Origin of the sequence: Streptomyces sp. XM4193, from assembly GCF_023072595.1 — a bacterium.
Classification (GTDB): Bacteria; Actinomycetota; Actinomycetes; order Streptomycetales; family Streptomycetaceae; genus Streptomyces.
On record NZ_JALLGK010000006.1, the window covers coordinates 250,442 to 271,970 of the forward strand.

Consider the following 21,529-nt stretch of genomic DNA (forward strand, 5'->3'; position numbering starts at 1 on the left):
CGCGCTCAACACGCCCGGCACACAACGGAGTTCGTCAGATTCCGTGCTTTTTGAGGATCGCCTCGATATCGCTGAAGTCCTCGGTGCCGGACTGCTGTGCGGGCGCCTTGCCCCGCCCCGAGCGCACGGCCGGCGGGTCCGCGGTCGGCGCGGGTGCGGCCCGGCCGCCGGCGGGCGCGGAAGCAGCGGGCTCCGCCGCCTGCGCGGGAGCGCCCACGGACCGCGCCTGGGCGAAGCGCGCGATCAGATAGAGCACCACGGCCAGCGCGAGCACGGCGAAACCGGCCCACACCGTCGGCTTGAACACCAGATCGGCCGCCCAGGAGGAGAACGCCCGGACGATCTTTCCGCCGAGCCCGATCAGGCCGGCCATCGCCAGGCCGATGGGCACCAGGGACAGGGCCGCCAGCCGGGTGGCGGCGACGAAGCGGCGGCGGTAGGCCGTCAGGAAGGAGACGGCCAGCCCCGCCGCGGAGAGTGCGGCACACACGGTCACGGTCAGCATGTCTCCATCCTGCCTTCCCACCGGGGGCGGATGCCAAGCCGTGGGCGAAAACTTCAGGGTCATCCCCGGGGTTCCTCCTCCGCGGGACCGAGCACGGCAGAACGCACGGGCCCCGGGCCCTGCTGCCGGGAGTGGCAGGGCACAGACGGGCAGAGGGCCGGACCGGGCGGGGGTGCGGGGCTGGGAGACTGGGCGCATGGACAACGACAGCGCGTCGCGCGCCGTACTCGAGACCTGGTTCGATCTTCAGTGTCCGGACTGCCACGCGGCGCAGGGCGACGTCGACGCCCTGCGGGAGCAGTACGGCGACGGACTGGAGATCCGGCTGCGGCACTTCCCGCTGCCGAAGCACAAGTACGCGTACGCCGCCGCGCAGGCCGCGGAGGAGGCGTACGCACAGGGCGGCGGCGAGCGGTACGTCCGTGAACTCCTGGCACGCACCGCGGAGTTGGGCGAGCGCGGTGAAGCACTGCTGGTGGAGCTGGCACGGGAGTCGGGGCTCGACGCGGACGAGGTGGAGAGCGCGCTGTTCGACGGGCGCCATCTGCTGGCGGTGGACGCCGACCAGGCAGAGGGCAAGGCGCTGGGGGTCACCGGTACGCCCACGTATGTGATCGGCGGACAGCGGTTGGACGGCGGGAAGAGCCAGGAGGGACTGCGCGAGCGCATCGGGGAGCTGGTGGAGGCCGCCCACGGCTCCTGACCGCCTGCCCGACCGCCCGCGCCGACCGCGCCGACCGCGCCGCGGGGCGGGACCGGTCCTCCCCCGGTTCCGGGGGGACCCGCGGGGCGCGGGCTCGGGGCGCGTCGACCGTGGTGCTGGGTGCCGGGCAGCGCGAGCTCAGAGCAGTGGCTTGGCGTAGTGCGAGAGCATCAGCTCGTACCCGAGCCCGTCGTAGAGGGCGCGGGCCGTGGTGTTGTGGGCGAAGACGTTGAGCGCAAGTCGGCTGCCCCCGGCGGCCAGGACCTCGCGCTCTGCGATGTGCATGAGCGCACGGCCGTGCCCCCGGCCGCGGTGCTCCTCGACGACCGCGACGGAGTAGACGAAGCCGCCCCGGTCCACCGGCTCGTGCAGGGCCAGCCAGAGGGTGCCGACGTCCTGGCCGCGGTGGTTGGCGACGAGCAGCAGCACGTCCGAGGAGGCCGGGCCCCGGGGCAGCAGTTCGGCGAAGTCGGAGCGCGATCTGGCCTCGGAGTGGGCGCGGTCCAGGCCCTGAGCGACGCAGCTCTCCACGAACTGCGCGTGCGAGGCGGCGCTCCAGGCCGGGAACTCCTCCTCCGTCAACGGACGGACGGTGGTGCCGGGCGGCAGTTCCGGCGGGGCCGAAAGCGCCTTGGTCAGATGGCAGTTGGTCTCGCGGTAGCCCAGAGCCTGCGCCAACTGCCGCGCCTCGACGGCCGTCGCGGGCACCGAGACCCACATCCGGCGGCAGCCCCAGCCGCGCAGCACCTCTTCGCCCGCAAGCGCCGCGACCGTCGCACGTCCGCGGCGTCGGTCCGGCTCCTCCACCCGGAGCCGGTCCATCCGGCCCACCGAGCCCGGGCCGGCCAACTCCGGTTCGGCGCGCAGCCGTACGCCTCCCACCACCCTGCTGTTGACGCAGATGTCGTAGGAGCGCGAGCGGGTGCCGTCCCGCAGCACATGCTCGGGCTCCGCGGGGCGCAGTGTGGTGGTCATCGACAGTGTTCTACCAGTGGCGCGCGGTGCTGCCCAGTGCGCCCGTCACCGCGGACGGTCGGGGTGACCGGCGGCGACGGTCCGGACGCCGCCGCCGGGAGCCGGTCGAGTGCCGACCGAGCGGGCCGGTACCGACCGTGGTGGCGTCACGGGTCGATGTCGGCTGCCGAACGTTCGGCGAAGACGCGCTGCGCCTTGGCGGTCAGCGGTCCGGGTGCGTCCGGCAGATCGCGGCCGTCCAGCCGGCGCACGGCCTGGACGTCCCGCAGCGAGGAGGTCAGGAAGATCTCGTCGGCGCGTTCGAGCACGTCGAAGGGGAGGTCGGTCTCGTGGGCACCCACCCACTCGAGCACCAGCGCCCGGGTGATGCCGGCCAACGGGCCCGCCGCGAGCGGTGGGGTGTGCAGCTCACCGTCGACGGCGACGAAGACATTGGTGCCGGTGCCCTCGCACAACCGCCCCGCGGTGTTGGCGAACAGCGCCTCGGACGCCGCGCTCCGGTGCGCCTCGGCGAGCGCGACGACGTTCTCCGCGTACGAGGTGGTCTTCAGTCCGGTGAGCGCGCCGCGCTCGTTGCGCACCCAGGGCACGGTGATCGCCGCGGTGCTCGGCGCCGCCGGCTCGCAGGGATCGACGGCGGCGACCAACGAGAGCTCCTCGCCGCCGCGTTCGGAGCTCAGCGGCGAGCGTCCGGCCGTACAGGTGAGCCGCAACCGGCCGTGTGCGACGGGGTTGGCCTCCAGCACCGCCTCGCAGGCGTGACGCACCAGCGCGAGATCGGGCGCCTCCAGACCGAGGCCGCGCGCGGAGACGGCGAGCCGGTCGAGATGACGAGTGAGGGCGAAGGCCCTGCCGTCCTGCACCTTGAGGGTCTCGAAGACCCCGTCGCCGACGGTCAGTCCGTGGTCGAGCACCGACAGACGTGCGCTGTCGCGGTCGTGCAGCGCACCGTTCACCCAGATCAGAGCCACGGTTCCACCTTTCGCTCGGGCACGGGAGGCAGTGCGCCCGCCGTACCTGTCGTGCTTGCTTTGCCTGTCGTGCCTGTCATACGTGCTGTTGAGCCTGTGTCCCGGGCGCGGCTTCGTCCGGTTGCGGACGGGCCTCCCCCGACGCCACCCGCAGCAGCCGGGCGGCCTTCAGCTCCGTCTCGGCCCACTCGCGGTGCGGATCCGATCCCCAGGTGATGCCGGCGCCGGTACCGAATCGCAGGGCGGGGCCGCCCGGGGCGTCCCGCTCGATCCAGAACGTCCTTATGCCGACCGCGAGTTCACCGGTGCCGCGGTCCGCGTCGACCCAGCCGATCCCTCCGCAGTACGGGCCGCGCGGCGAGGTCTCCAGCTGCTCGATGATCCGCAGCGCGCTGCTCTTGGGCGCCCCGGTGACCGAGCCGGGAGGGAAGGTGTCACGCAGCAGCTCCGGCCAGCCGGCGCCGGGGGCGAGTTCACCGCGCACCGTGGAGACCAGGTGCACGAGTCCCGGGTGGGGCTCGACCTCGCAGAGCGCGGGCACGGTGACGCTGCCCGGGGCGCAGACCCGCCCGAGATCGTTGCGCACCAAATCGACGATCATGACGTTCTCGGTGAAGTCCTTCTCCGCCAGATCCGCCTCGGTGCGGCCGGTGCCCTTGATCGGGCCGGACCAGACGGTGCCCGAGCGCCTGCGCAGATAGAGCTCGGGCGAGGCGGTGGCCACCTCGACACCGTGTGCGGGCAGCCGCACACAGCCCGCGTACGGGGCGGGGTTTCCGGCGGCGAGGACGTCGGCGAGCGCGGCGATGTCGGCGCGCGCGGGGTCGGGCAGCGGCGCGCTCAGCACCCGGCACAGGTTGGCCTGGTAGACGTCGCCCGCGGCGATGTGCTCCCGAATGCGCCGCACCCCGTCGAGGTAGGCGCTCCGCTCCAGCGAGGACGTCCAGCTTCCGGGGCGGGGGCCGCGCCAGCGGTGCGGGCGGATCGCCGGAGCCGGTCGGGTGTCGCCGAAGCGCGCACACCGCACCCCGCCCTCGAAGTCGGCGACCACGGCCCACCAGCCACGCGATTCCAGCGCGGCGGGGTCGCTGGTGACGTCCCGGAGGTCCGAGGCGACAACTCCGTTGAAGGAGGCGAGAGGCGGTTGGTCGGGCACGGCTTCGAGTCTAGGCATGTCCGAGAACGGAAACGGAATTTGAGCTGGCCGAGGAATCCGCTAGAGTTCACCACGTCGCCAGGTCACACAGTGGCCCGGGATCACGGCAAACTGCGGACGTAGCTCAGTTGGTAGAGCATCACCTTGCCAAGGTGAGGGTCGCGAGTTCGAATCTCGTCGTCCGCTCGTGGGTACGGGGTTGCACCCCGCACTCCTGGTGGAGTGGCCGAGAGGCGAGGCAACGGCCTGCAAAGCCGTCTACACGGGTTCAAATCCCGTCTCCACCTCCAAGGACGATTAGCTCAGCGGGAGAGCGCTTCCCTGACACGGAAGAGGTCACTGGTTCAATCCCAGTATCGTCCACTGCCCCTCGGGGCCCCGCGCGATTAGCTCAGCGGGAGAGCGCTTCCCTGACACGGAAGAGGTCACTGGTTCAATCCCAGTATCGCGCACCGCACGCACCTCGTGTCCTCGTCGGTTTCCACGACGGGGCGGTGGGCGCCGCGGACGATTAGCTCAGCGGGAGAGCGCTTCCCTGACACGGAAGAGGTCACTGGTTCAATCCCAGTATCGTCCACCGCACATGAAGGCCCCGGTCGCAGAGACCGGGGCCTTCGCGGCTTTCCGGAGCTTTCGCGCCGTCCGGGGCCTTCGCGCCATCCGGGTCGAGGCCGTGTCGGGCTCGGCGGGGGCGCGTGAGCAGGCGAGCGCTGGGAGCAAAGGTTTGAGGGCCAGGCGGCTCCCCAGCCGCCTGGCCCTCCGTGCCGTCCGCCGCACCCCCGTCCCCACGGGGTTGTCAGCCGGAAGTGCCCGGCGCGGGCCGCTCTCCCGCCCGGGTGCGCAAAATCAGCGCTGCAACATTCCCGCTACGGACGACGCCTGGGTGGCCACCGCGTCGAAACCGCCGAAGAGGGCGGCCAACAGGAGTGCCACTGGGAGAACCATGGCGGTCGCGACGAGCGGGTGCCGCTGTCCGGAGGGCTGGGTGCCGAAGGTCGCCACCGCGGTGGTGATCCCTGCTGCCCGCGCCTGCAACCGGCTCGGTGTCCTTGCCTCTGTTGCTCGCGCCATGGTTTCCCCTTCTGGTCGGAGCGGTGAGCGACAAACCTCGGGGGACGAGCGTGTCCCTCACCGCTTGGAATCAACAGTAGGAGCGCGGCCGTCGGACGGCGTCATGCCGGCGTACCGACCGTGGGCATCCTCCAGAAGGAGCGATCTCCACCCCGGGTAGTACCAGGGGTGGAGGGAGACCCTGGCCGAACGGCAGAGTCCGGGGACGTCACTCGGGGTCGGTCGGGCCCGACAACGGGTCGTGCGGGGTGTCGCGGAGGCCGTGATCACGCCTCTCACGTGCACAAACCACGCCCGGGACACGTGACTTCACTCACCTCGGGGCGCCCCGACAGCCGCCCCGGGGCACCGATGCGCCCGGCGGGGCGGGACGCCGGGAGGGGGTGGACCGCTGGTCCCCCGGACGGCGCCAGAACGCGTGGACGAAAGGTGGCGTCGCGTCATATCCCTTTGCAGCAGGGGGTGTTGGGGGTGAGAGTGGCCGCAGCCGCGACGGGAGTGCGGCCGGGGGCGCACAACTCCCGTTCTTCGCCGCGCACTCGCAATCGGTCCGCGCGGACGTGCGCGGCATCTGCGCAGACGCACCTGGCACTCCGTAAGCTGTGGACATCCGCGCACAGGCAGCAACGCGAACCGGTATCGAAGCAGTGGGGCCTCCCCACCGGAGGTAGGGGAAGGACAATGGCGATCATGCGGCTCCGACGCGAAGACCCGCGCGTCGTCGGCTCGTTCAAGCTCCACCGGCGGCTGGGAGCGGGCGGGATGGGCGTCGTCTATCTGGGCTCCGACCGGCGCGGCCAGCGAGTCGCGCTGAAGGTGATCCGGCCCGATCTGGCCGAGGACGAGGAGTTCCGGATCCGGTTCGCCCGGGAGGTCTCCGCGGCCCGGCGCATCAGGGGCGGCTGCACGGCACGGCTGGTGGCCGCGGACCTGGACGCGCCGCGACCGTGGTTCGCCACCCAGTACGTGCCCGGGCCCTCGCTGCACGACAAGGTGCACGACGGCGGCCCGCTGCCGGCCTCGCAGGTGGCCGCGGTCGGCGCGGCGCTCTCCGAGGGGCTGGTGGCGGTGCACGAGGCCGGTGTGGTCCACCGCGACCTCAAGCCCTCGAACATCCTGCTCTCCCCCAAGGGCCCGCGGATCATCGACTTCGGGATCGCCTGGGCGACCGGTTCCAGCACGCTCACACACGTGGGCACCGCCGTCGGCTCACCCGGCTTCCTGGCCCCGGAGCAGGTGCGGGGAGTCGCCGTCACCCCGGCGACCGACGTGTTCGCGCTCGGCGCCACCCTCGCGTACGCGGCGACCGGCGACTCGCCGTTCGGACAGGGCAGTTCGGAGATCATGCTCTACCGGGTCGTCCACGAGGAGGCACAGCTGCAGGGGGTGCCGGCAGCGCTGACACCGATCGTGCACGCGTGCCTGGCGAAGGACCCGGAGGAGCGGCCCACCACTCTTCAGCTCTCTTTGCGCCTGAAGGAGATCGCCGCGCGCGAGGCACGTGCGGTGCCCGAGAGCCGGCTGCCCCCGGCACCGGCCCGCAGCGCCGCGGAGCCCACCGTACGGGCCCGGCAGTCCACCGCGGGGCGCAGCAGCGCGCAGCGCACGGGCGGCGGGCAGGAGGCGCGGCGCACCGGCGCCGCGTCCGCCACCCGCCGTCCCCGCCCGCAGTCCGCCCCCGGCGGTGCGCGCAGGTCGGCAAGCAGGCCGAGGACCGGGCCCGGGCGCACCGGCTCCGGTTCGAGCAGGCGCACGGTGCCGCCGGACCGGAGGCTGCTGCGTCAGCGGCTCTTCGTCTTCGTGACGGTGACGCTGCTGATGGCGTTGGGCATCGCGCTCGCGCAGGGCTGTGAGAGCGAGGTCCGCGGGGCGCCACCCTCGGAGCGGGCCTCCTCGGAGCAGGTGCCCTCGGGCGGGAGTCCGGGAGTCGGCTCTCCTCCGGCGCCGCGCTGAGGGAGCCGCTGCGGGCTGCCCGCAGGGCGGTGGCCGGGCAGGAGCCTCAGCTGCGGAGTTCGCACCGGTGAGCTGCCCGTCCAGCACGAAAGGGCCTGGCGACGCCGGAGTCCAATGGGTCGGACACTGCTGCGAGCAGGTGGCCCGCGCTGTGGTGACAGGCCGTTGCGACAGGGGGTTTCGTCCGGTCACCTCCGCGACCGGGGAGACACTTGCTCGTCTTCCGACCCGAAGCCGGCTTCCGCTCTGCGCGGGAGGTGCGCCGGCCGGACCTCAGAGCCTCGTCGCGTAGAAGGCCACGGCGGAGGCTGCTGCGACGTTGAGGGAGTCCACTCCCGCGACCATCGGGATGCGGACCCATTCATCGGCTGCCCGCTGGGCGCCGACCGACAGGCCGTCGCCTTCGGTGCCGAGCATGAGTGCGAGGTTCTCGTAGCGGCGGGCGGCGAGTTCGTCCACGGTGATCGACTTCTCGTCGAGGCAGAGGGCAGCCGTCACGAAACCGCTGCGGCGAAAGAGGTCGAGGTCCTTCGGCCAGGAGGTCAGCCGGGTCCAGGGAACGCGGAAGACGGTGCCCATCGACACCTTCACGGCCCGCCGATACAGGGGGTCGGCGCAGCGCGGGGTGAGGAAGACGGCGTCCACGCCCAGCGCAGCAGCGTTGCGGAAGGCAGCGCCCAGATTCGCGTGGTCGACGATGTCCTCGAAGATGGCGACACGACAACCTGCGCTCTGCCGCGGGGCCGCCGCAGAGCTCGTACCGGTGTCCGCGCGGTCCACGACCGGTTCCGGGGCCACCACAGAGCTCGGTGCGGCACGCAGCAGCTCCTCCGGTTCGGGGAGGGGTTTGCGCTGCATCGAGGCGAGCGCGCCGCGATGGACGTGGTAGCCGGTGACACGTTCGGCGAGCTCCGGCGAGACGAGGTACACCGGCGCGCTCGCCTCGGCGATGACGTCGCTCATCTGCTCGGTCCACTTCTCGGAGAGGAGCATCGAGCGCATCGTGTAACCGGCGTGCAGGGCCCGCCGGATGACCTTCTCCCCCTCGGCGATGAACAGCCCCTCGGCCGGCTCTCTGCGACGGCGCAGTTCGACGTCGGTCAGGTCGGTGTAGTCACCGAGCCGGGGGTCGTGCGGATCGTCGACGGTGATGAGTTCTGCCTTGCGGTGAGCCACGGAACGATACTGCCCTGCCCGACGGGCGGCGGAATACGCGGGGTGCGCGCGGGGTGCGCGGGGTGCGGGGTGCGCGGCCACCGCCGAGGTGTCGGGCCGCCCGCACCGCAGAGCGCGACGAGCCGCAGACGGCGCCACCGGGCCGTACGGCAGTCCCGGCCGCGCGGGACCGGGACCGCGACCCGGCCTGCCCGCGGCTCCGCGCGGCTTCGGCCGCCGACGGCTACGGCGCCGGACTCGCGGGCGGCTCCTGGGTTCGGGGGGCATCGGCGGTGGTCCCCGACTGCTCGTCGGGGCCCGTGCCGCTCCCGTGGCGGAGCCATCCCGAGCGGCCGACGTCGACGACCGGGCCGATCACGATCACGGCCGGCGGACGTACGCCCTCCTCCCGCACCCGGTCGGCGACGTCGGCCAGTGTCGCGACCACCCGCCGTTCGTTGGCCGTGGTGCCCTCCTGGATGACGGCGACCGGGGTCTGAGGCGCACGTCCGTGGGCGAGCAGGGCCGCGGCGATGGCGGCGAGCCGCTCCACCCCCATCAGGACGACCAGGGTCCCGCGCAGCCGGGCGAGCGCCGACCAGTCCACCAGGGACCGCTCGTCCTCGGGCGCCACATGACCGCTGACCACGGTGAACTCGTGCGCGACACCGCGGTGGGTGACCGGCACACCGGCCAGTGCGGGCACGCTGATCGCGCTGGAGATCCCCGGCACGACGGTGACCGGCACACCGGCCGCGGCGAGCGCCTGTGCCTCCTCCATTCCGCGGCCGAAGACGTACGGATCGCCGCCCTTGAGACGTACGACGGCGCGGCCGGCCCGGGCGTGTTCGACGAGCGCGTCGTTGATCGCCTGCTGGGCCATCGCCCGGCCGTACGGGATCTTGGCGGCGTCGATCACCTGTACGTGCGGCGGGAGTTCGTCCAGCAGGTCGCGCGGACCGAGGCGGTCGGCGATCACCACATCGGCGGCGGCGAGCAGCCGCCGACCGCGGACGGTGATCAGATCGGGATCGCCCGGTCCTCCGCCGACCAGCGCCACCCCGGCGGTGCGGGAGCGGTGGGAGGGTGCGGCGAGGCTGCCGTCCTGGAGCCCCTCGACGACCGCGTCGCGCACCGCGGCCGAGCGGCGCGGATCACGGCCGGTGAGCACGGCGACGGTGACGCCGTCGCTGCGGCCGGTGGCCGGGGTCCAGGCGGTGGCGGCCTCGGCGTCGTCACTGCGCACCGCCCACACCCTGGCCGCCTCCGCCTCGGCCGAGGCCGCGACGTTCGCCTCGTGGTCGCTGGTGGCGATGAGCGCGTACCAGGCGCCCTGCAGGTCGCCGGAGCGGTATCCGCGGCGCTCCCAGCGGATCTCGCCGCCGTCGGCCATGGCCTCGACGGTGGGCGTGACCCGCGGAGAGATCAACTCCACGGCCGCGCCGGCGGCGATCAGCGCCGGCAGCCGCCGTCCGGCGACGGTGCCGCCGCCCAGCACGACGACCCGGCGGCCTTCAAGACGCAGTCCGACGGGGTAGGCGGGTAGCTCGGACATCGTGGTGCTGCTCCTTGCACATGCTGCGTGGGCCGCTGCGGCGCCGGAGCGGCGGGTACGGGCACTGTGGACGGCCGGTTGCGGGTTTCAGTTCTTCTCCGTGACGCCTGCCGCGTCGAAGGTTGCCACGTCGTGCATGGCGCGGGCCGCGCTCTGTACGACCGGCAGCGCGAGCAGCGCCCCCGTGCCCTCACCGAGGCGCAGCTCCAGATCGACCAGCGGGCGCAGGCCGAGCGTCGAGAGCGCGGCGTGGTGGCCGGGCTCGGGGCTGCGGTGGCCGGCGATGCAGGCGGCGAGCGCCTCGGGTGCCATCGCCCTGGCCACCAGGGCCGCGGCGCCGGCGCTGACGCCGTCCAGCACCACTGGTGTGCGCAGGGAGGCCCCGCCGAGGATCAGTCCGACGAGCGCGGCGTGCTCCAGCCCGCCCACGGCTGCCAGCACCCCGATCGGGTCGGCCGGGTCGACCTGGTGCAACTCCAGTGCGCGGCGCACGACTTCGGCCTTGTGGGCGTGCATCTCGTCGCTGATGCCGGTGCCGCGACCGGTCACCTCCAGCGGGTCCACGCCGGTGTAGACGGAGATCAGCGCGGCCGAGACGGTGGTGTTGGCGATCCCCATCTCACCGGTGAGCAGCGCCTTGTTGCCGGCCGCGACCAGATCGCGCGCGGTCTCGATGCCGACCTCGACGGCCCGTTGGGCCTCCTCGCGCGTCATCGCGGCGGTGGTGGTGAAGTCGGCCGTACCCGCGCGCACCTTGCGCGGCAGCAGCCCGGGCGTGGGCGGGAGCTGCTGTGCGACACCGACGTCCACCACGCAGACCTCGGCGCCCACCTGCTTGGCGAACGCGTTGCAGACCGCGCCGCCGGAGAGGAAGTTGTCGACCATCTGGGCCGTCACCTCCTGCGGCCAGGACGTGACGCGTTGGTCGTGCACCCCGTGGTCACCGGCGAAGACCGCGACCGCGGCGGGCTCCGGCACCGGCGGCGGGCACTGCCGGGCGAGGCCGCTCAGCTGCGCGGAGATGATCTCCAGCATGCCGAGGGCGCCGGCCGGCTTGGTCATCCGCTTCTGCCGCTCCCACGCCTCGCCGAGCGCCTTGGCGTCCAGCGGGCGGATGGCGGCCAGGGTCTCGCCGAGCAGATCGTGCGGTTCGGCGCCGGGCAGCACCCGGCGGCCGTAGGACTCCTCGTGGACCACCCAGGACAGCGGGCGCCGCCGGGACCAGCCGGACTGCACCAGCTCCGGCTCCTCGGGGAAGGCGTCCACATAGCCGACGCAGAGGTAGGCGACGACCTCCAGGTGCTCGGGCAGGCCGAGCTCGCGGACCATCTCCCGCTCGTCGAAGAAGCTGACCCAGCCGACCCCGAGCCCTTCGGCGCGCGCGGCGAGCCAGAGGTTCTCCACCGCGAGGGCGGAGGAGTAGGGGGCGGTCTGCGGCTGGCTGTGCCGGCCCAGGGTGTGGCGTCCGCCGCGGGTGGGGTCCGCCGTGACGACGATGTTGACCGGGGTGTCGAGGATCGCCTCGACCTTCAGCTCCTTGAACTGCTTCGCCCGCGCCTTGGGCAACGACTGGGCGTAGGCGTCGCGTTGGCGCAGGGCCAGCTCGTGCATCGTCTGCCGCGTCTCGGGAGAGCGGATGATGACGAAGTCCCAGGGCTGGGAGTGGCCGACGCTCGGCGCGGTGTGGGCGGCCTCCAGGACCCGGAGCAGCACCTCGTGCGGGATGGGGTCGGCGCGGAACCCGTTGCGCACGTCGCGGCGCTCGCGGATGGCCCGATGCACCGCCTCGCGCTCGGCGTCCGGGTAGCCCGGCGCGGGCGGCCCCGCCTCCTCGACGGGCGCAGGCTCCTCGGCGGGGGCGGACTCGGCGGCCGGGGTCTCGGAGGCCGCGGACTCGGTGCCTTCGGCCGGCGGCTCCGCGGAGTCCTCGGGCACGGTGGCGCCGTCGGGGGTCCGGTCGTCGGGAGCCTGGGCCTGTGGCGCGGCGGGGTCGTCTAGCTCCGGCTCGGCTGCGGCATCGGGCTGTATCGCGTCGACCTGTGGTGCGGCGGGAGCCTCGTGCGCCTCGGGCTCGGCGGACGGCACCGGGTCCGGGACGGGCTCGGCAGCGGCGTGCCGGGGCTCGCCCTGCTGCGGCGCCGCGGCCGAATCGCCGTCGGGCTGCGGGAGTTGCGCGTCGAGGGGCTCCTCGGCGGGCGCCTCGTCCGGGCCGGAGGCGGCGGCGTCCTCGGAACTCGCCGCGGGGGCCTCGGCCTCGCGCGGTGCGGGCACCGGCTGTGCGGCGGCGGGGATCGGATCGGGATCCCCCGCCTGGGCGGGGATGGTGGCGCCCGGGTCCTGCACGGGCGCACCCTCCACCGCGGCCTGCTCCTGGGCGCCCTGCGGCGCGGGCTGCTCGCCGGGCTCGGCCACCGGCTCCGCGACGACCCCGGGCTCGACGACGACTCCGGCCTCGGCGACGACCGGCTCCACCGGACCCGGCTCCGTGGCGACGGGTTCCGGGGCGAGGGTTTCCGGGGCGACCGGCTGATCGGCGCCTGCCGGCCCGTCGGGGGCGACGGGCTGCGGGGCGTCGTACGCCGCTGCGGGCGCGGCGCCGCCCTCCTGCGGCCCGGACGGGTCGACCGCCGCGGGAGCCGTCACCGGCTCGGCGGCCAGATCCGGTCCGGCCAGCGGGTGCTCGACGGGGTGGACGGCCGCGTCCGGGTGGACGGCCGCGTCCGGGTGGACCGGCTGCGCGGACCAGGCTCCCGGATCCTGCGGCGGCAGCGCGCCGAGCTGCGGCCCGGGCAGCTGCGAGGGGTCCTCGAAGTGCTCGGGCTGCTGCGGGAGTTGATCGGCCGGTGGCACGTCGAGGTACTCCGGCTCGGCCGGGAGGCCGTGCTCGGTGCTCGGCGCCGGCGGCGCGGTCTGGTTCAGCGAGGCGTCGTGCGCGCCGGGAGCGGGCTGCGGTGCGGCGGCGGGCTCGGCGACAGGCCGGACACCGCTGTCGACCGGGCCGGCGAAGGCCGTGCCCGGCTGGGTGCTCGGCCCGCGCTCGGCCAACGACCGTACGGCGCCGGACTGTTCGGGAACGGGCGGTCCCAGGTGCAGCGGACGGCGCGGAGCGGCCGGGGTCGGCTGCGTCTGCTGCCCGCCCCAGCTCTGCGCGGGCACGGGCTGCTGCGGCACGTCGCCCGGCGCTCCGCCGCCGGCTGCTTCGCCGGACAGCGGCTCGCCCGGGAGGGCGCCCTCGGGCAGCGGGTCGGACAACGGGTCGGCGAGTGCCGGATCGGCGGGTACGGCACCGGCCGGCGCTTCCCCGAACGAGGGCTCGCCGGGGGCCGGTTCACCGGGAACGGCGGTCGTGCCCGTGTGGGCGGCGTGCTCCGCACCGGGTACGGGCGAGCCGGCGGGCGGTGTGCGCACGGCGCTGTAGTCGTGCGCTCCCGAGTCCCTGCCGTCGGCCTCGTGGCCCTCCGGAACGTGCGGGCCCTGCTCGGGGTGCTGCGCCGCGGCGGCAGCCCCGTCGTAGCCGGCGTCGGCCGGTACGGGCTGCGGGGTGAACGGCTGGACTCCCGGGTCTCCCCAGGCACCCTGCGAACTCGGCATCAGCAGCAGGTCGTCCTGTGCGTGGCGACCCGAACCCGCGGTGCCGGGCCTGCCGTTGCGCTGCGGAGCGTAGGTGTGTCCGACAGGCGCCGGCGCGCCGGGCTCCTCCTGCGGTGCGCCTGCGTTCTCCGGCTGCCCCTCGCCGGGCATTCGGCCGGTGTCAGTCATGCGTACCCCTCGCCCATTGCTCGTCTTCCTTCCAGCCCGACGGGATCGACGCCCCCACGGAGAAGAACGAGCGCGTCAGGCGCACGGCACGTCTCCGCCCGTGTGTCATCCGCGGGTTGACGGGTGCGCCATCGCTCCGGCCGGTCCGGCGGGTGCCGTCGAAACCGAAGCAAGATGGTGCGAAACCGCCCGGCGGGCTGGACACACAACGGTCCATAACCCTACCCGCAGCCGCTGGTCGGACCCTCCACGGGGAGGTGACTGGACCCGGTTGGTCACGGTTCATTCCGGACAGATCACATACGACTTCCGGACAGCAGAAAAACGACCGTCCGATCCCTCTCGGTCCAGTCCACGGTGTCCATCTCGACCGACTGCAGCAGTGCGCACTCGACGCGGTAACCACGGTCGGCCAACGCCCGTCCAGTGGCCTCTGCCTCATCGCGGGTAGTCGCGTGCGTCACGATGCGCTCGGGCCGGCGGTCCGCGCACGCCTCGACCGTGCGCAGCCCGCCGCCGCCGATCCGTACGACGTCGGGCTCGGGCAGCCGCTCCAGCACCTGGGGAGCGCCGCCGTGGACGACCTCCAGCATCACCCCGGACTCGGCCGCGCGGGCGGTGGTGCGGGCCAGCGCCTCGGCGTTGCGGTCGACGGCGATCACGGCGGCGCCGAAGCGCGCGGCGTCGGCGGCGATCAGTCCGGGGCCGCAGCCGATGTCCCAGACCAGATCGCCCGATCGGGGGCCCAGACGGGCGAGTTGAGCGGCCCGCAGCTCCTGGGACCGGCCGTCCGTGCGCGCCGCGTGGTCCGGCACCGGCCCGTGTCCGGCCCAGCCGCGGGGCCCGTCCGGGTAGCCGGGCGTACGGCCGGCGAGCCAGCCGTCGCCGCTCCTGACGGGACGGCCGGCCGCCGCGGGGTCGGGGTCCACGGGTGCCTGGGGCCGGGTGTGGCCGCCGACGGCGATGACCACGTTCGGGTCGCGCCAGAGGTAGTCGACGGCCTTCTCGGAGGTGAGGACGGTGACGCGCTCCTCACGGGTGCCGAGCGCCTCGCAGATGACGAAGGTGCGGTGCACCTCCCCCAGCAGCAGCGCCAGTTCGGCCGGGCCCGCGCCCGGCGAGGTGAGAACGGCGACCTTGGGGTGGGCCCGGCAGATGTTGACCGCGCGCCGCAGGTTGCGGCTGTGCGCGACGACGACCTGCGCGTCGTCCCAGGGCATCCCAGCTCGGGCGAAGGCGGCGGCCACGGCGGAGACGGCGGGCTGGACCTCGACCTCGAGTCCGTGCTCGGGAGCGCGCAGTGTGCGCACCACACCGAAGAACCCGGGATCGCCGTCGGCCAGCACCACCGCGGTGCCGCGGTGACGGGCGATGCGGCGCGCCGCCAGGGCGACGCTGCCCAGGCGAATGCGTTCGGCCCGCTCGGGCACGTCGTCCAGCGCGAGGTGGTGGGCGGCGCCGGCGACCAGGCTCGCGGCCTGAAGTGCGGCGCGCGCGGCGTCGGTCAGCGGCGAGCCGTCCCACCCGATCACGGTGACACGGTCGGCCATGGGTGGGGTCTCCTGGAGTCAGCGCAGGTGGGGGCAGAGCGACACTACCCGAGCCGCCGGGTGTGCGCCGAGCCGTCTTTCGGCCGACCCCCGGTGCGGCGCGACAGGGGCGCCGGCGCGGGCGCCGGGCGGGAGGTCCGCGGCGTCAACCTCCGTGAACGCCCGGCCAGTTGGGGTAGTGGGAGTAGGTGCCTCCCTGGTCGAGCTCCTCGGCTATCCCGTCCGTGTCCTCGGGCAGCAGGCCCCACACGATCAGATCGCCGCGCAGCTCGACCCAGCCGCCGTCCTCCGTGCGGCTGCGGGCTATCCACGCGTTGCGCAGTACGCCCTCGCTGATGCTGCCGACCTTCTGGGCGACCTGCTGGGCCGCGGTGTTGTCGGCGGCCGTGCGCAGCTCCAGGCGCTCGAACTTCTGGTCCTGGAACAGCCAGCCCGCGATGACCAGCAGCGCTTCGCTGGCGTATCCCTCGCCCCTGGCCCACGGGGCGATCACATAGGTGGCCTCGGTGGACAGCAGCCGCCAGTCGGTGTTGCTCAGCCGCAGGCTGCCGACGAGGCGGCCGGTGAGGAACTCCGTGATGGCGAAGGCGATTCCGGTGCCTGCGGTGCGCTGGGCGGGCGCGGTGAAGGTGACCCAGCGGCGCGCGTCGCTCTCGGTGAACGGCACGGGGACGTCCGTCCACGCCGCCACCAGCTCGTCGTTCATCATCTCGGTGTGGGCGGGGATGTCCGCTTCCTCGAACGGTCGCAGTACGAGACGTTCCGTACTGATGGATACGTCCGGGAAAGTCGAAGTCATACGCCGCTCCAGCCTGCGAGGGGTCAAGTGCACCAGCATGCCGCATGCGCGGGCGCGCACGAAGCGGTGGGCCCCGCAAGTGGGGCCCACCGCTTCGCCGTTGGCGCGGTGGAGCACGGTGCGCGCGGGGATCCGCGCGCCGCGGCCGGTCCGCGCCCGGGTCGGTCCGCGTCCGGGTCAGTCCCGGACGGCGCCGAAGACCGGGAGCACCGAGTCGTCGTACTCCTTCTCGATGTACTTCCTCACCTCGTCGGAGTTGAGGAGCTTCGCCAGCTTCTCGACCCGCTCGTCGTCCTCGTTGCCCTTCTTGACCGCGAGGAAGTTGGTGTACGGGTTGCCCTCGGCCTTCTCCAGCACGAGCGCGTCGTCGGCCGGCTTGAGGTCGGCCTCCAGCGCGTAGTTGCCGTTGATGACGGCCGCGTCGACCTCGCCGAGGGAGCGCGGCAGGGTGGCGGCCTTGAGCTCCTTGAACTTCAGGCCCTTGGCGTCGGCGACGTCGCGCAGGGTTCCGGTGGTGCCGGTGCCCTTCTTCAGTTCGATCAGACCGTTGTCGGCGAGCAGCTTGAGGGCGCGTCCCTCGTTGGTGGCGTCGTTGGGCACCGCGACGGTCTGGCCCGGCTTGATGTCCTTGACGTCCTTCGCGGACTCGGAGTAGAGGCCGAGCGGCTCCAGGTGCACGTTGACCACCGGGACGAGACTGCCGTCGCGCTGCTTGTTGAAGTCGTCCAGGTGCGGCTTGTGCTGGAAGAAGTTGGCGCCGATCTCGCCCTCCTGCGTCGCCGTGTTGGGCAGCACGTAGTCGTCGAAGACCTTGATCTTGAGGTCCAGGTCCTCGTCGGCCGCCAGGTTGTCCCGGACGTACTCCAGGATCTGGGCGTGCGGGGTGGCGGAGGCGCCGACGGTGAGCGGCTTGCTGCTGTCGGAGCCGGCTCCGCTGTCCGGGTCCGAGGCGGTGCCGCAGGCGGTCAGGCCCAGGGTGAGGGCGGCGGTGGCCGCGGCGGTGAGGGTGAGCTTGCGGGTGTGGCGGTGGTTGATGCGCACGAAGAGTGCCTCGTTCCTGTGTGGGTGGTGCGTGCCCGACGAAGGGTTCGGGACAGGGGTCGCCCGACGCGGTGGGCGGGGGCGGGCGGTTCAGCCCGCCTTCCGCTCGTGCCGCGTCAGCAGTCGTACGGCGAGGTCGCCGATCAGTTGGACGAAGGTGACCAGGACGATCAGCACGCCGACGGTGGCGAGCATCAGTCCGGTCTCGAAGCGCTGGTAGCCGTAGGTCAGTGCCAGGTCGCCGAGCCCGCCGCCGCCGACCGCGCCGGCCATCGCCGAGTAGCCGAGCAGCACGATCACGGTGGTGGTGAGGCCAGCGACCAGCGAGGGCAGCGCCTGCGGCAGCAGGACCTTGAAGACGGTGGTGCGCGTACCGCCGCCCATCGACTGGACGGCCTCCACCAGCCCGTGGTCGACCTCGCGGATCGCGGTCTCCACCAGCCGGGCGAAGAACGGAATGGCCCCGACGGCCAGCGGCACGATGGCCGCGGTGGGCCCGATGAACGTGCCGACCAGCAGCTTGGTGAACGGGATCAGGGCCACCAGCAGGATGATGAACGGCAGCGAGCGCCCGACGTTGACGATCGCGCCGACCACCTTGTTGACCGCCGTGTTGCGCAGCATCCCGCCGCGGTCGGTCAGCACCAGCAGCACGCCGAGCGGAAGTCCGCCGAGCGCCGCGATCAGGGTCGACCAGCCGACCATGTACACGGTGTCCACCAGGCCCTGGTTGAGCAGGGGCTGCATCTGGGACCAGGTCACTTGGCCGTCTCCTTCGTCAGGTCGGCGGCGGGGGCGGAAACGGGGGCGGCGGGGTCCCCGGGGAGCTCCACGGTCAGCCCCTGCTCCCGAAGATGGGCCAGCGGCAGGGCGTTCTCCTCGCGTCCGCCGGGCAGTTCGATGCGCATCCGGCCGATCTGGCGGTCGCCGACGGTGTCCATGGCCGCTCCCAGAATGGAGACGTCGATGTCGTGGGCCCGGGCGAGGTGCGAGACGACCGGCCTTGCCGCGGCCTCGCCGTGGAAGGTGATGTCGACCACGGTCGTGCCGGGTCCGGTCGGGACGCCCCCGACCGGGAAGAGCTCGGCGGCCAGTTCCGAGCCCGGGGTGGCGAGCAGCCGCTGCACCGTGCCGGACTCCACGACGCGGCCCTCGCGCATCAGCGCCGCGCTGTCGCAGACGGTCTTGACCACGTCCATCTCGTGGGTGATCAGCAGCACGGTCAGACCGAGTTGACGGTTGAGATCGCGCAGCAACTGGAGCACCGAACGGGTCGTCTCGGGGTCGAGCGCGGAGGTCGCCTCGTCGGAGAGGAGCACTTTCGGATCGCCCGCCAGCGCCCGGGCGATGCCGACGCGCTGCTTCTGACCGCCGGACAACTGGGCGGGATGGGCGCGCGCCTTGTCCGCCAGGCCGACGAGGTCGAGCAGTTCGAGTGCCTTGCGCTCCCGCTCGCGGCCGGAGTGGCCGAGGATCTCCAGGGGCAGTTCGACGTTCTTCAGCACGTTGCGCGAGGAGAGCAGGTTGAAGTGCTGGAAGATCATGCCGATTCCGGCACGGGCCCTGCGCAGTGCGGCGGGCGGGCGGGCGCCGGAACCGGTCACCAGGGCGGTGAGGTCCTGGCCGTCGACGCTCACCGTGCCCGAGGTCGGGCGTTCCAGGAGGTTCACACAGCGGATGAGGGAGGATTTCCCGGCTCCGCTGCGGCCGATGACGCCGTACACCTCGCCCTGTTCGACGTGCAGGTTCACGCCGTCCAGGGCGGTGACCTCACGGTCTCGGCTTCGGTAGACCTTGGTCAGGTCCGTGGTGGTGATCACTGGCTGTCCGTCGCTGTCGAGTGCGCGGCACCGGGTCGCGGAGCCGCACACGGGGGCTCCCTGCGGTCACGGCTGCGCAGTGCGCAGCCGGGCACGCGGGAAGAGGGGCGGGAGGAGGTGAACACCCGTGGCCCTGCTCCGCTGTCGCGGCGGGCCGCACGGGACGAGCCCTGCGCACGGAACGGGCGCGGTCGGGCTCTCGCTTCGGGGCGCGAAGTGGTTCGGTCGGGGGCCCTCAGCGCTCACACATTCGGCACCGACAGCAGCGAGCGCTCGGGGTGGTGGCCACCTCGGCTGCGGCTGGACTGCGGTGCGTCGTGCTCATGTTCTTCAGTAAAACAGAACCGACCGGCGGCTTCCCGCGAAGTGGGACGCCGGTCCGAATGCTGGACGGCGAGGGCGGGGAAGCGCGGCGGGCCGCACCCGGCGACGACCGAGGCAGTCCCGGCTGTTGTCCACCGCGTAAACCTGATCTGAGCTGCGAGAACCTCCCTCGGCCGGCAGTGCGTTCGGGCGCCCGCGAGGAGTCGGCCGTCAATGGCTGCTGTGGCCAAGCACACGCTCCGGGGACCCGGCGTCTCAGCCGGCGTTCCGGCAGACGGTCGGCCGGCAGCCGCGCGGTCCTGCCTCGCCCACCGCTTCCCGGCCCGCCCGAGGAGCGGCGCGGGGGCCGTACTAGAGTCGGCGCCATGCTCACCCCGCTGACGGTCGCGGTCGCCGTGGCCGCGCTCGCGCTGGCCGCCTGGTGCGGCTTTGCGGCCTACCGGGACCAGCCGACCAAGGACTGGCACTTCATCGGCATGGCCGTCGTCACCGTGCTCGCCCTGGTGCAGCTGGTCGTCGGCATCGTCCAGCTCGCCCGGGGACAGGAGGCGGACGAGGGCGCGGTCGTCTTCGTCTCGTACCTGCTCGGTGCCGCCGCGTCGATCCCGGCGGTGGCGATGCTCTCGCTCTCCGAGCGGACCCGCTGGGGGTCGGCGACCGTGGCCGCCGGCGCCGTGGTCCTGGCCGTGCTCCAGGTGCGGCTGCATGACATCTGGGTGGGCAGCGGTGTCTGAGAACGAACGCACGAGCAGCGCCGACCGGGCCGAGGAGACCGCCCGGCCGACCGAGTCGGGCGACAGGACCGGCGGCCGGGGAGCCGCGACGCACGCTCCGGCCGGCCGGGACTCCGACGGGGACATCGACGGGGCCGGGGCGTCCCGCGTCGAGGGCGGTCTGGGCAAGGGGCCCGGACTGCTGCTGATGACGCTCTACGGCATCTTCACCGTCGGGGCGACCTCCCGTGCGCTGTACCAGCTGACCACCCGGTTCGACGAGGCTCCGCTGGCGTACACGCTCTCCGCTCTGGCTGCCGTCGTCTACGGCTTCATCACGGTCGCGCTGGTGCGCGGCGGTGAGCGCGCCCGCCGGATCGCGGTCGGCTGCTGCGCGGCCGAGCTCATCGGCGTACTGGTCGTCGGCACCTGGACCGTGGTGGACTCCGACGCCTTCCCGGACTCCACGGTCTGGTCGACGTACGGGCAGGGCTATCTCTTCATCCCGCTGGTGCTGCCGGTCGTCGGGCTGTACTGGCTGCGCCGCGACTGAGCCGCGCCCGAACCGCGCGGGCCCGTCGGGCCCCGGCCCAGGGTCGACCGCCGCCGGGTTCCGGGTCGACCGGATGCGGCGGGAGCGCCGCCCCGCGGTGGCGGTTGCCTCGCCCCTCGGTGCGGGAGCATCGGACGCGCCCCGGCATCGGAGTAGCCCCGGAGCGGACGGCCCCGGAAGCGGGGTGGGATTCCCCGGTGCCCGGCCGCGGGCGCGCGGCGGACAGCGAAGGACGGCCGGGGGCGGTCGTCCACCGTCGCCCGGCCGCCCCGTGTCGCGGTCGGCCCGTCGCCGCGCTCAGGCGCTGGCGACGTACGCCTGCGCCACCGCCTCCTTCTCCAGGGTGATCAGGCTCAGCCGCGGCGAGACCCGCTCGGTGTTGCTCGGTACGTAGCCGCAGCGCCGGTAGAGCCGGATGTTCCCGTCGCTGCGGTGGCCGGTGATCAGCCGGAAGCGGCGCGCGCCCTGCTGCTCGGCGAGCTCGGCCTCCAGGGTGCTCAGAAGTCGTGCGCCCAGCCCGTGCCGCTGGAGGCGGGGATGCACGATCAGCTTGTTGATCAGCGCCATGCCTTCGCCGTCGACGACCGCTCGCACGGAGCCGACGACCTCCTCGCCGAGACGGGCCACCAGCACCCGACCCGAGCCCAGCTCGATGCGGAGGTCCTGGAGCGACTGGGTGAGAGGTTCGATGCCGTAGTCGCCGTACAGCTGCGCCTCGCTCTGATAGCAGAGGTACTGGAGCTTGAGGATCTGCTCGGCGTCCTGCTCTGCCGCTGTAGAGATGGTCACGCTCATGCCCACGTGCGCACGCCTCTCCCTTGGTTGTCGCGCCAGTCCGCACCGGATTGAGGGTCGCGCGGCCGGCCTGTCTGCCCTGCTGACGCCGGATTGTGTCGCGCGCCAGTCCCCAGGGTTCCCCGGAGCGG

At 73.2% G+C, this 21,529-nt stretch carries 18 protein-coding genes and 5 tRNA genes; 9 read left to right on the plus strand and 14 right to left on the minus strand.

The features are described 5' to 3' along the window. Positions 1-34: 34 nt before the first annotated feature. On the minus strand, positions 35-505 hold the full coding sequence (locus MTQ01_RS17890) for a hypothetical protein (protein WP_247491576.1): 471 nt from the start codon (positions 503-505) through the stop codon (positions 35-37). Positions 506-701: 196 nt separating this feature from the next. Here MTQ01_RS17890 and MTQ01_RS17895 point away from each other — a divergent pair, with 196 nt between their 5' ends. Further along, positions 702-1,208, plus strand: a complete 507-nt coding sequence (locus MTQ01_RS17895) for a DsbA family protein (protein ID WP_247491577.1) — start codon at positions 702-704, stop codon at positions 1,206-1,208. 138 nt (positions 1,209-1,346) lie between these two features. Here MTQ01_RS17895 and MTQ01_RS17900 read toward each other — a convergent pair whose 3' ends face one another. The 3 genes from MTQ01_RS17900 to MTQ01_RS17910 form a co-directional block, all read right to left on the minus strand. Continuing rightward, on the minus strand, positions 1,347-2,183 hold the full coding sequence (locus tag MTQ01_RS17900) for a GNAT family N-acetyltransferase (RefSeq protein WP_247491579.1): 837 nt from the start codon (positions 2,181-2,183) through the stop codon (positions 1,347-1,349). A gap of 146 nt (positions 2,184-2,329) precedes the next feature. Beyond that, entirely contained in the window at positions 2,330-3,154 is an 825-nt protein-coding gene (locus MTQ01_RS17905) for an aminotransferase class IV (protein WP_247491581.1), read from the minus strand. Positions 3,155-3,230: 76 nt separating this feature from the next. After that, on the minus strand, positions 3,231-4,310 hold the full coding sequence (locus tag MTQ01_RS17910; protein ID WP_247491582.1) for a chorismate-binding protein: 1,080 nt from the start codon (positions 4,308-4,310) through the stop codon (positions 3,231-3,233). Positions 4,311-4,423: 113 nt separating this feature from the next. On the opposite strand from MTQ01_RS17910, the gene MTQ01_RS17915 reads away from it, so the two are divergent. The 5 genes from MTQ01_RS17915 to MTQ01_RS17935 all read left to right on the plus strand — a co-directional run bounded on the left by MTQ01_RS17915 (position 4,424) and on the right by MTQ01_RS17935 (position 4,887). Continuing rightward, positions 4,424-4,496: transfer RNA gene (locus MTQ01_RS17915), tRNA-Gly, on the plus strand. Positions 4,497-4,526: 30 nt separating this feature from the next. Further along, positions 4,527-4,600: transfer RNA gene (locus MTQ01_RS17920), tRNA-Cys, on the plus strand. 1 nt (position 4,601) lies between these two features. Beyond that, positions 4,602-4,673, plus strand: a tRNA-Val gene (locus MTQ01_RS17925). Positions 4,674-4,690: 17 nt separating this feature from the next. Next, positions 4,691-4,762: transfer RNA gene (locus tag MTQ01_RS17930), tRNA-Val, on the plus strand. Positions 4,763-4,815: 53 nt separating this feature from the next. Next, positions 4,816-4,887 (plus strand) — tRNA-Val (locus tag MTQ01_RS17935). 269 nt (positions 4,888-5,156) lie between these two features. Here the strand turns inward: MTQ01_RS17935 and MTQ01_RS17940 are convergent. Further along, the gene (locus tag MTQ01_RS17940) at positions 5,157-5,381 is read right to left on the minus strand and encodes a hypothetical protein (RefSeq protein ID WP_236073222.1); all 225 of its coding nucleotides are present in this window, start codon (positions 5,379-5,381) and stop codon (positions 5,157-5,159) included. Positions 5,382-6,062: 681 nt separating this feature from the next. Here MTQ01_RS17940 and MTQ01_RS17945 point away from each other — a divergent pair. Beyond that, on the plus strand, positions 6,063-7,334 hold the full coding sequence (locus MTQ01_RS17945) for a serine/threonine-protein kinase (RefSeq protein WP_247491583.1): 1,272 nt from the start codon (positions 6,063-6,065) through the stop codon (positions 7,332-7,334). 273 nt (positions 7,335-7,607) lie between these two features. On the opposite strand, the gene MTQ01_RS17950 is transcribed toward MTQ01_RS17945, so the two are convergent. The 8 genes from MTQ01_RS17950 to MTQ01_RS17985 form a co-directional block, all read right to left on the minus strand. Further along, positions 7,608-8,510 (minus strand): RNA methyltransferase, encoded by a 903-nt coding sequence (locus MTQ01_RS17950; RefSeq protein WP_247491584.1) that lies wholly within the window; start codon positions 8,508-8,510, stop codon positions 7,608-7,610. A 223-nt stretch (positions 8,511-8,733) separates the two neighbouring features. Continuing rightward, positions 8,734-10,044, minus strand: a complete 1,311-nt coding sequence (cobA, locus tag MTQ01_RS17955) for a uroporphyrinogen-III C-methyltransferase (RefSeq protein ID WP_247491585.1) — start codon at positions 10,042-10,044, stop codon at positions 8,734-8,736. 87 nt (positions 10,045-10,131) lie between these two features. Beyond that, a complete protein-coding gene (cobT, locus tag MTQ01_RS17960) occupies positions 10,132-13,803 on the minus strand; it encodes a nicotinate-nucleotide--dimethylbenzimidazole phosphoribosyltransferase (protein ID WP_247491586.1) in 3,672 nt (1,223 codons plus the stop codon). A 296-nt stretch (positions 13,804-14,099) separates the two neighbouring features. Further along, complete coding sequence (cbiE, locus tag MTQ01_RS17965) at positions 14,100-15,353, minus strand: precorrin-6y C5,15-methyltransferase (decarboxylating) subunit CbiE (RefSeq protein ID WP_247491587.1); 1,254 nt, start codon at positions 15,351-15,353, stop codon at positions 14,100-14,102. Positions 15,354-15,498: 145 nt separating this feature from the next. Beyond that, the gene (locus MTQ01_RS17970; protein ID WP_247491588.1) at positions 15,499-16,152 is read right to left on the minus strand and encodes a GNAT family N-acetyltransferase; all 654 of its coding nucleotides are present in this window, start codon (positions 16,150-16,152) and stop codon (positions 15,499-15,501) included. Positions 16,153-16,329: 177 nt separating this feature from the next. Continuing rightward, positions 16,330-17,193 carry a MetQ/NlpA family ABC transporter substrate-binding protein gene (locus tag MTQ01_RS17975; RefSeq protein WP_374207782.1) on the minus strand — a complete coding sequence of 288 codons (864 nt, stop codon included), beginning with the start codon at positions 17,191-17,193 and terminating at the stop codon, positions 16,330-16,332. A 90-nt stretch (positions 17,194-17,283) separates the two neighbouring features. Next, positions 17,284-17,955 (minus strand): methionine ABC transporter permease, encoded by a 672-nt coding sequence (locus MTQ01_RS17980; protein ID WP_247491589.1) that lies wholly within the window; start codon positions 17,953-17,955, stop codon positions 17,284-17,286. After that, on the minus strand, positions 17,952-19,013 hold the full coding sequence (locus tag MTQ01_RS17985) for a methionine ABC transporter ATP-binding protein (RefSeq protein WP_247491590.1): 1,062 nt from the start codon (positions 19,011-19,013) through the stop codon (positions 17,952-17,954). Before MTQ01_RS17985 ends, MTQ01_RS17980 begins: the two co-directional genes overlap by 4 nt. A 689-nt stretch (positions 19,014-19,702) precedes the next feature. Here MTQ01_RS17985 and MTQ01_RS17990 point away from each other — a divergent pair. Then, on the plus strand, positions 19,703-20,071 hold the full coding sequence (locus MTQ01_RS17990) for a hypothetical protein (RefSeq protein WP_247491591.1): 369 nt from the start codon (positions 19,703-19,705) through the stop codon (positions 20,069-20,071). A gap of 124 nt (positions 20,072-20,195) precedes the next feature. After that, the gene (locus tag MTQ01_RS17995) at positions 20,196-20,603 is read left to right on the plus strand and encodes a hypothetical protein (protein ID WP_308294414.1); all 408 of its coding nucleotides are present in this window, start codon (positions 20,196-20,198) and stop codon (positions 20,601-20,603) included. A gap of 297 nt (positions 20,604-20,900) precedes the next feature. Here the strand turns inward: MTQ01_RS17995 and MTQ01_RS18000 are convergent, their stop codons facing one another. After that, complete coding sequence (locus tag MTQ01_RS18000; RefSeq protein ID WP_282613840.1) at positions 20,901-21,437, minus strand: GNAT family N-acetyltransferase; 537 nt, start codon at positions 21,435-21,437, stop codon at positions 20,901-20,903. Positions 21,438-21,529 lie beyond the last annotated feature (92 nt).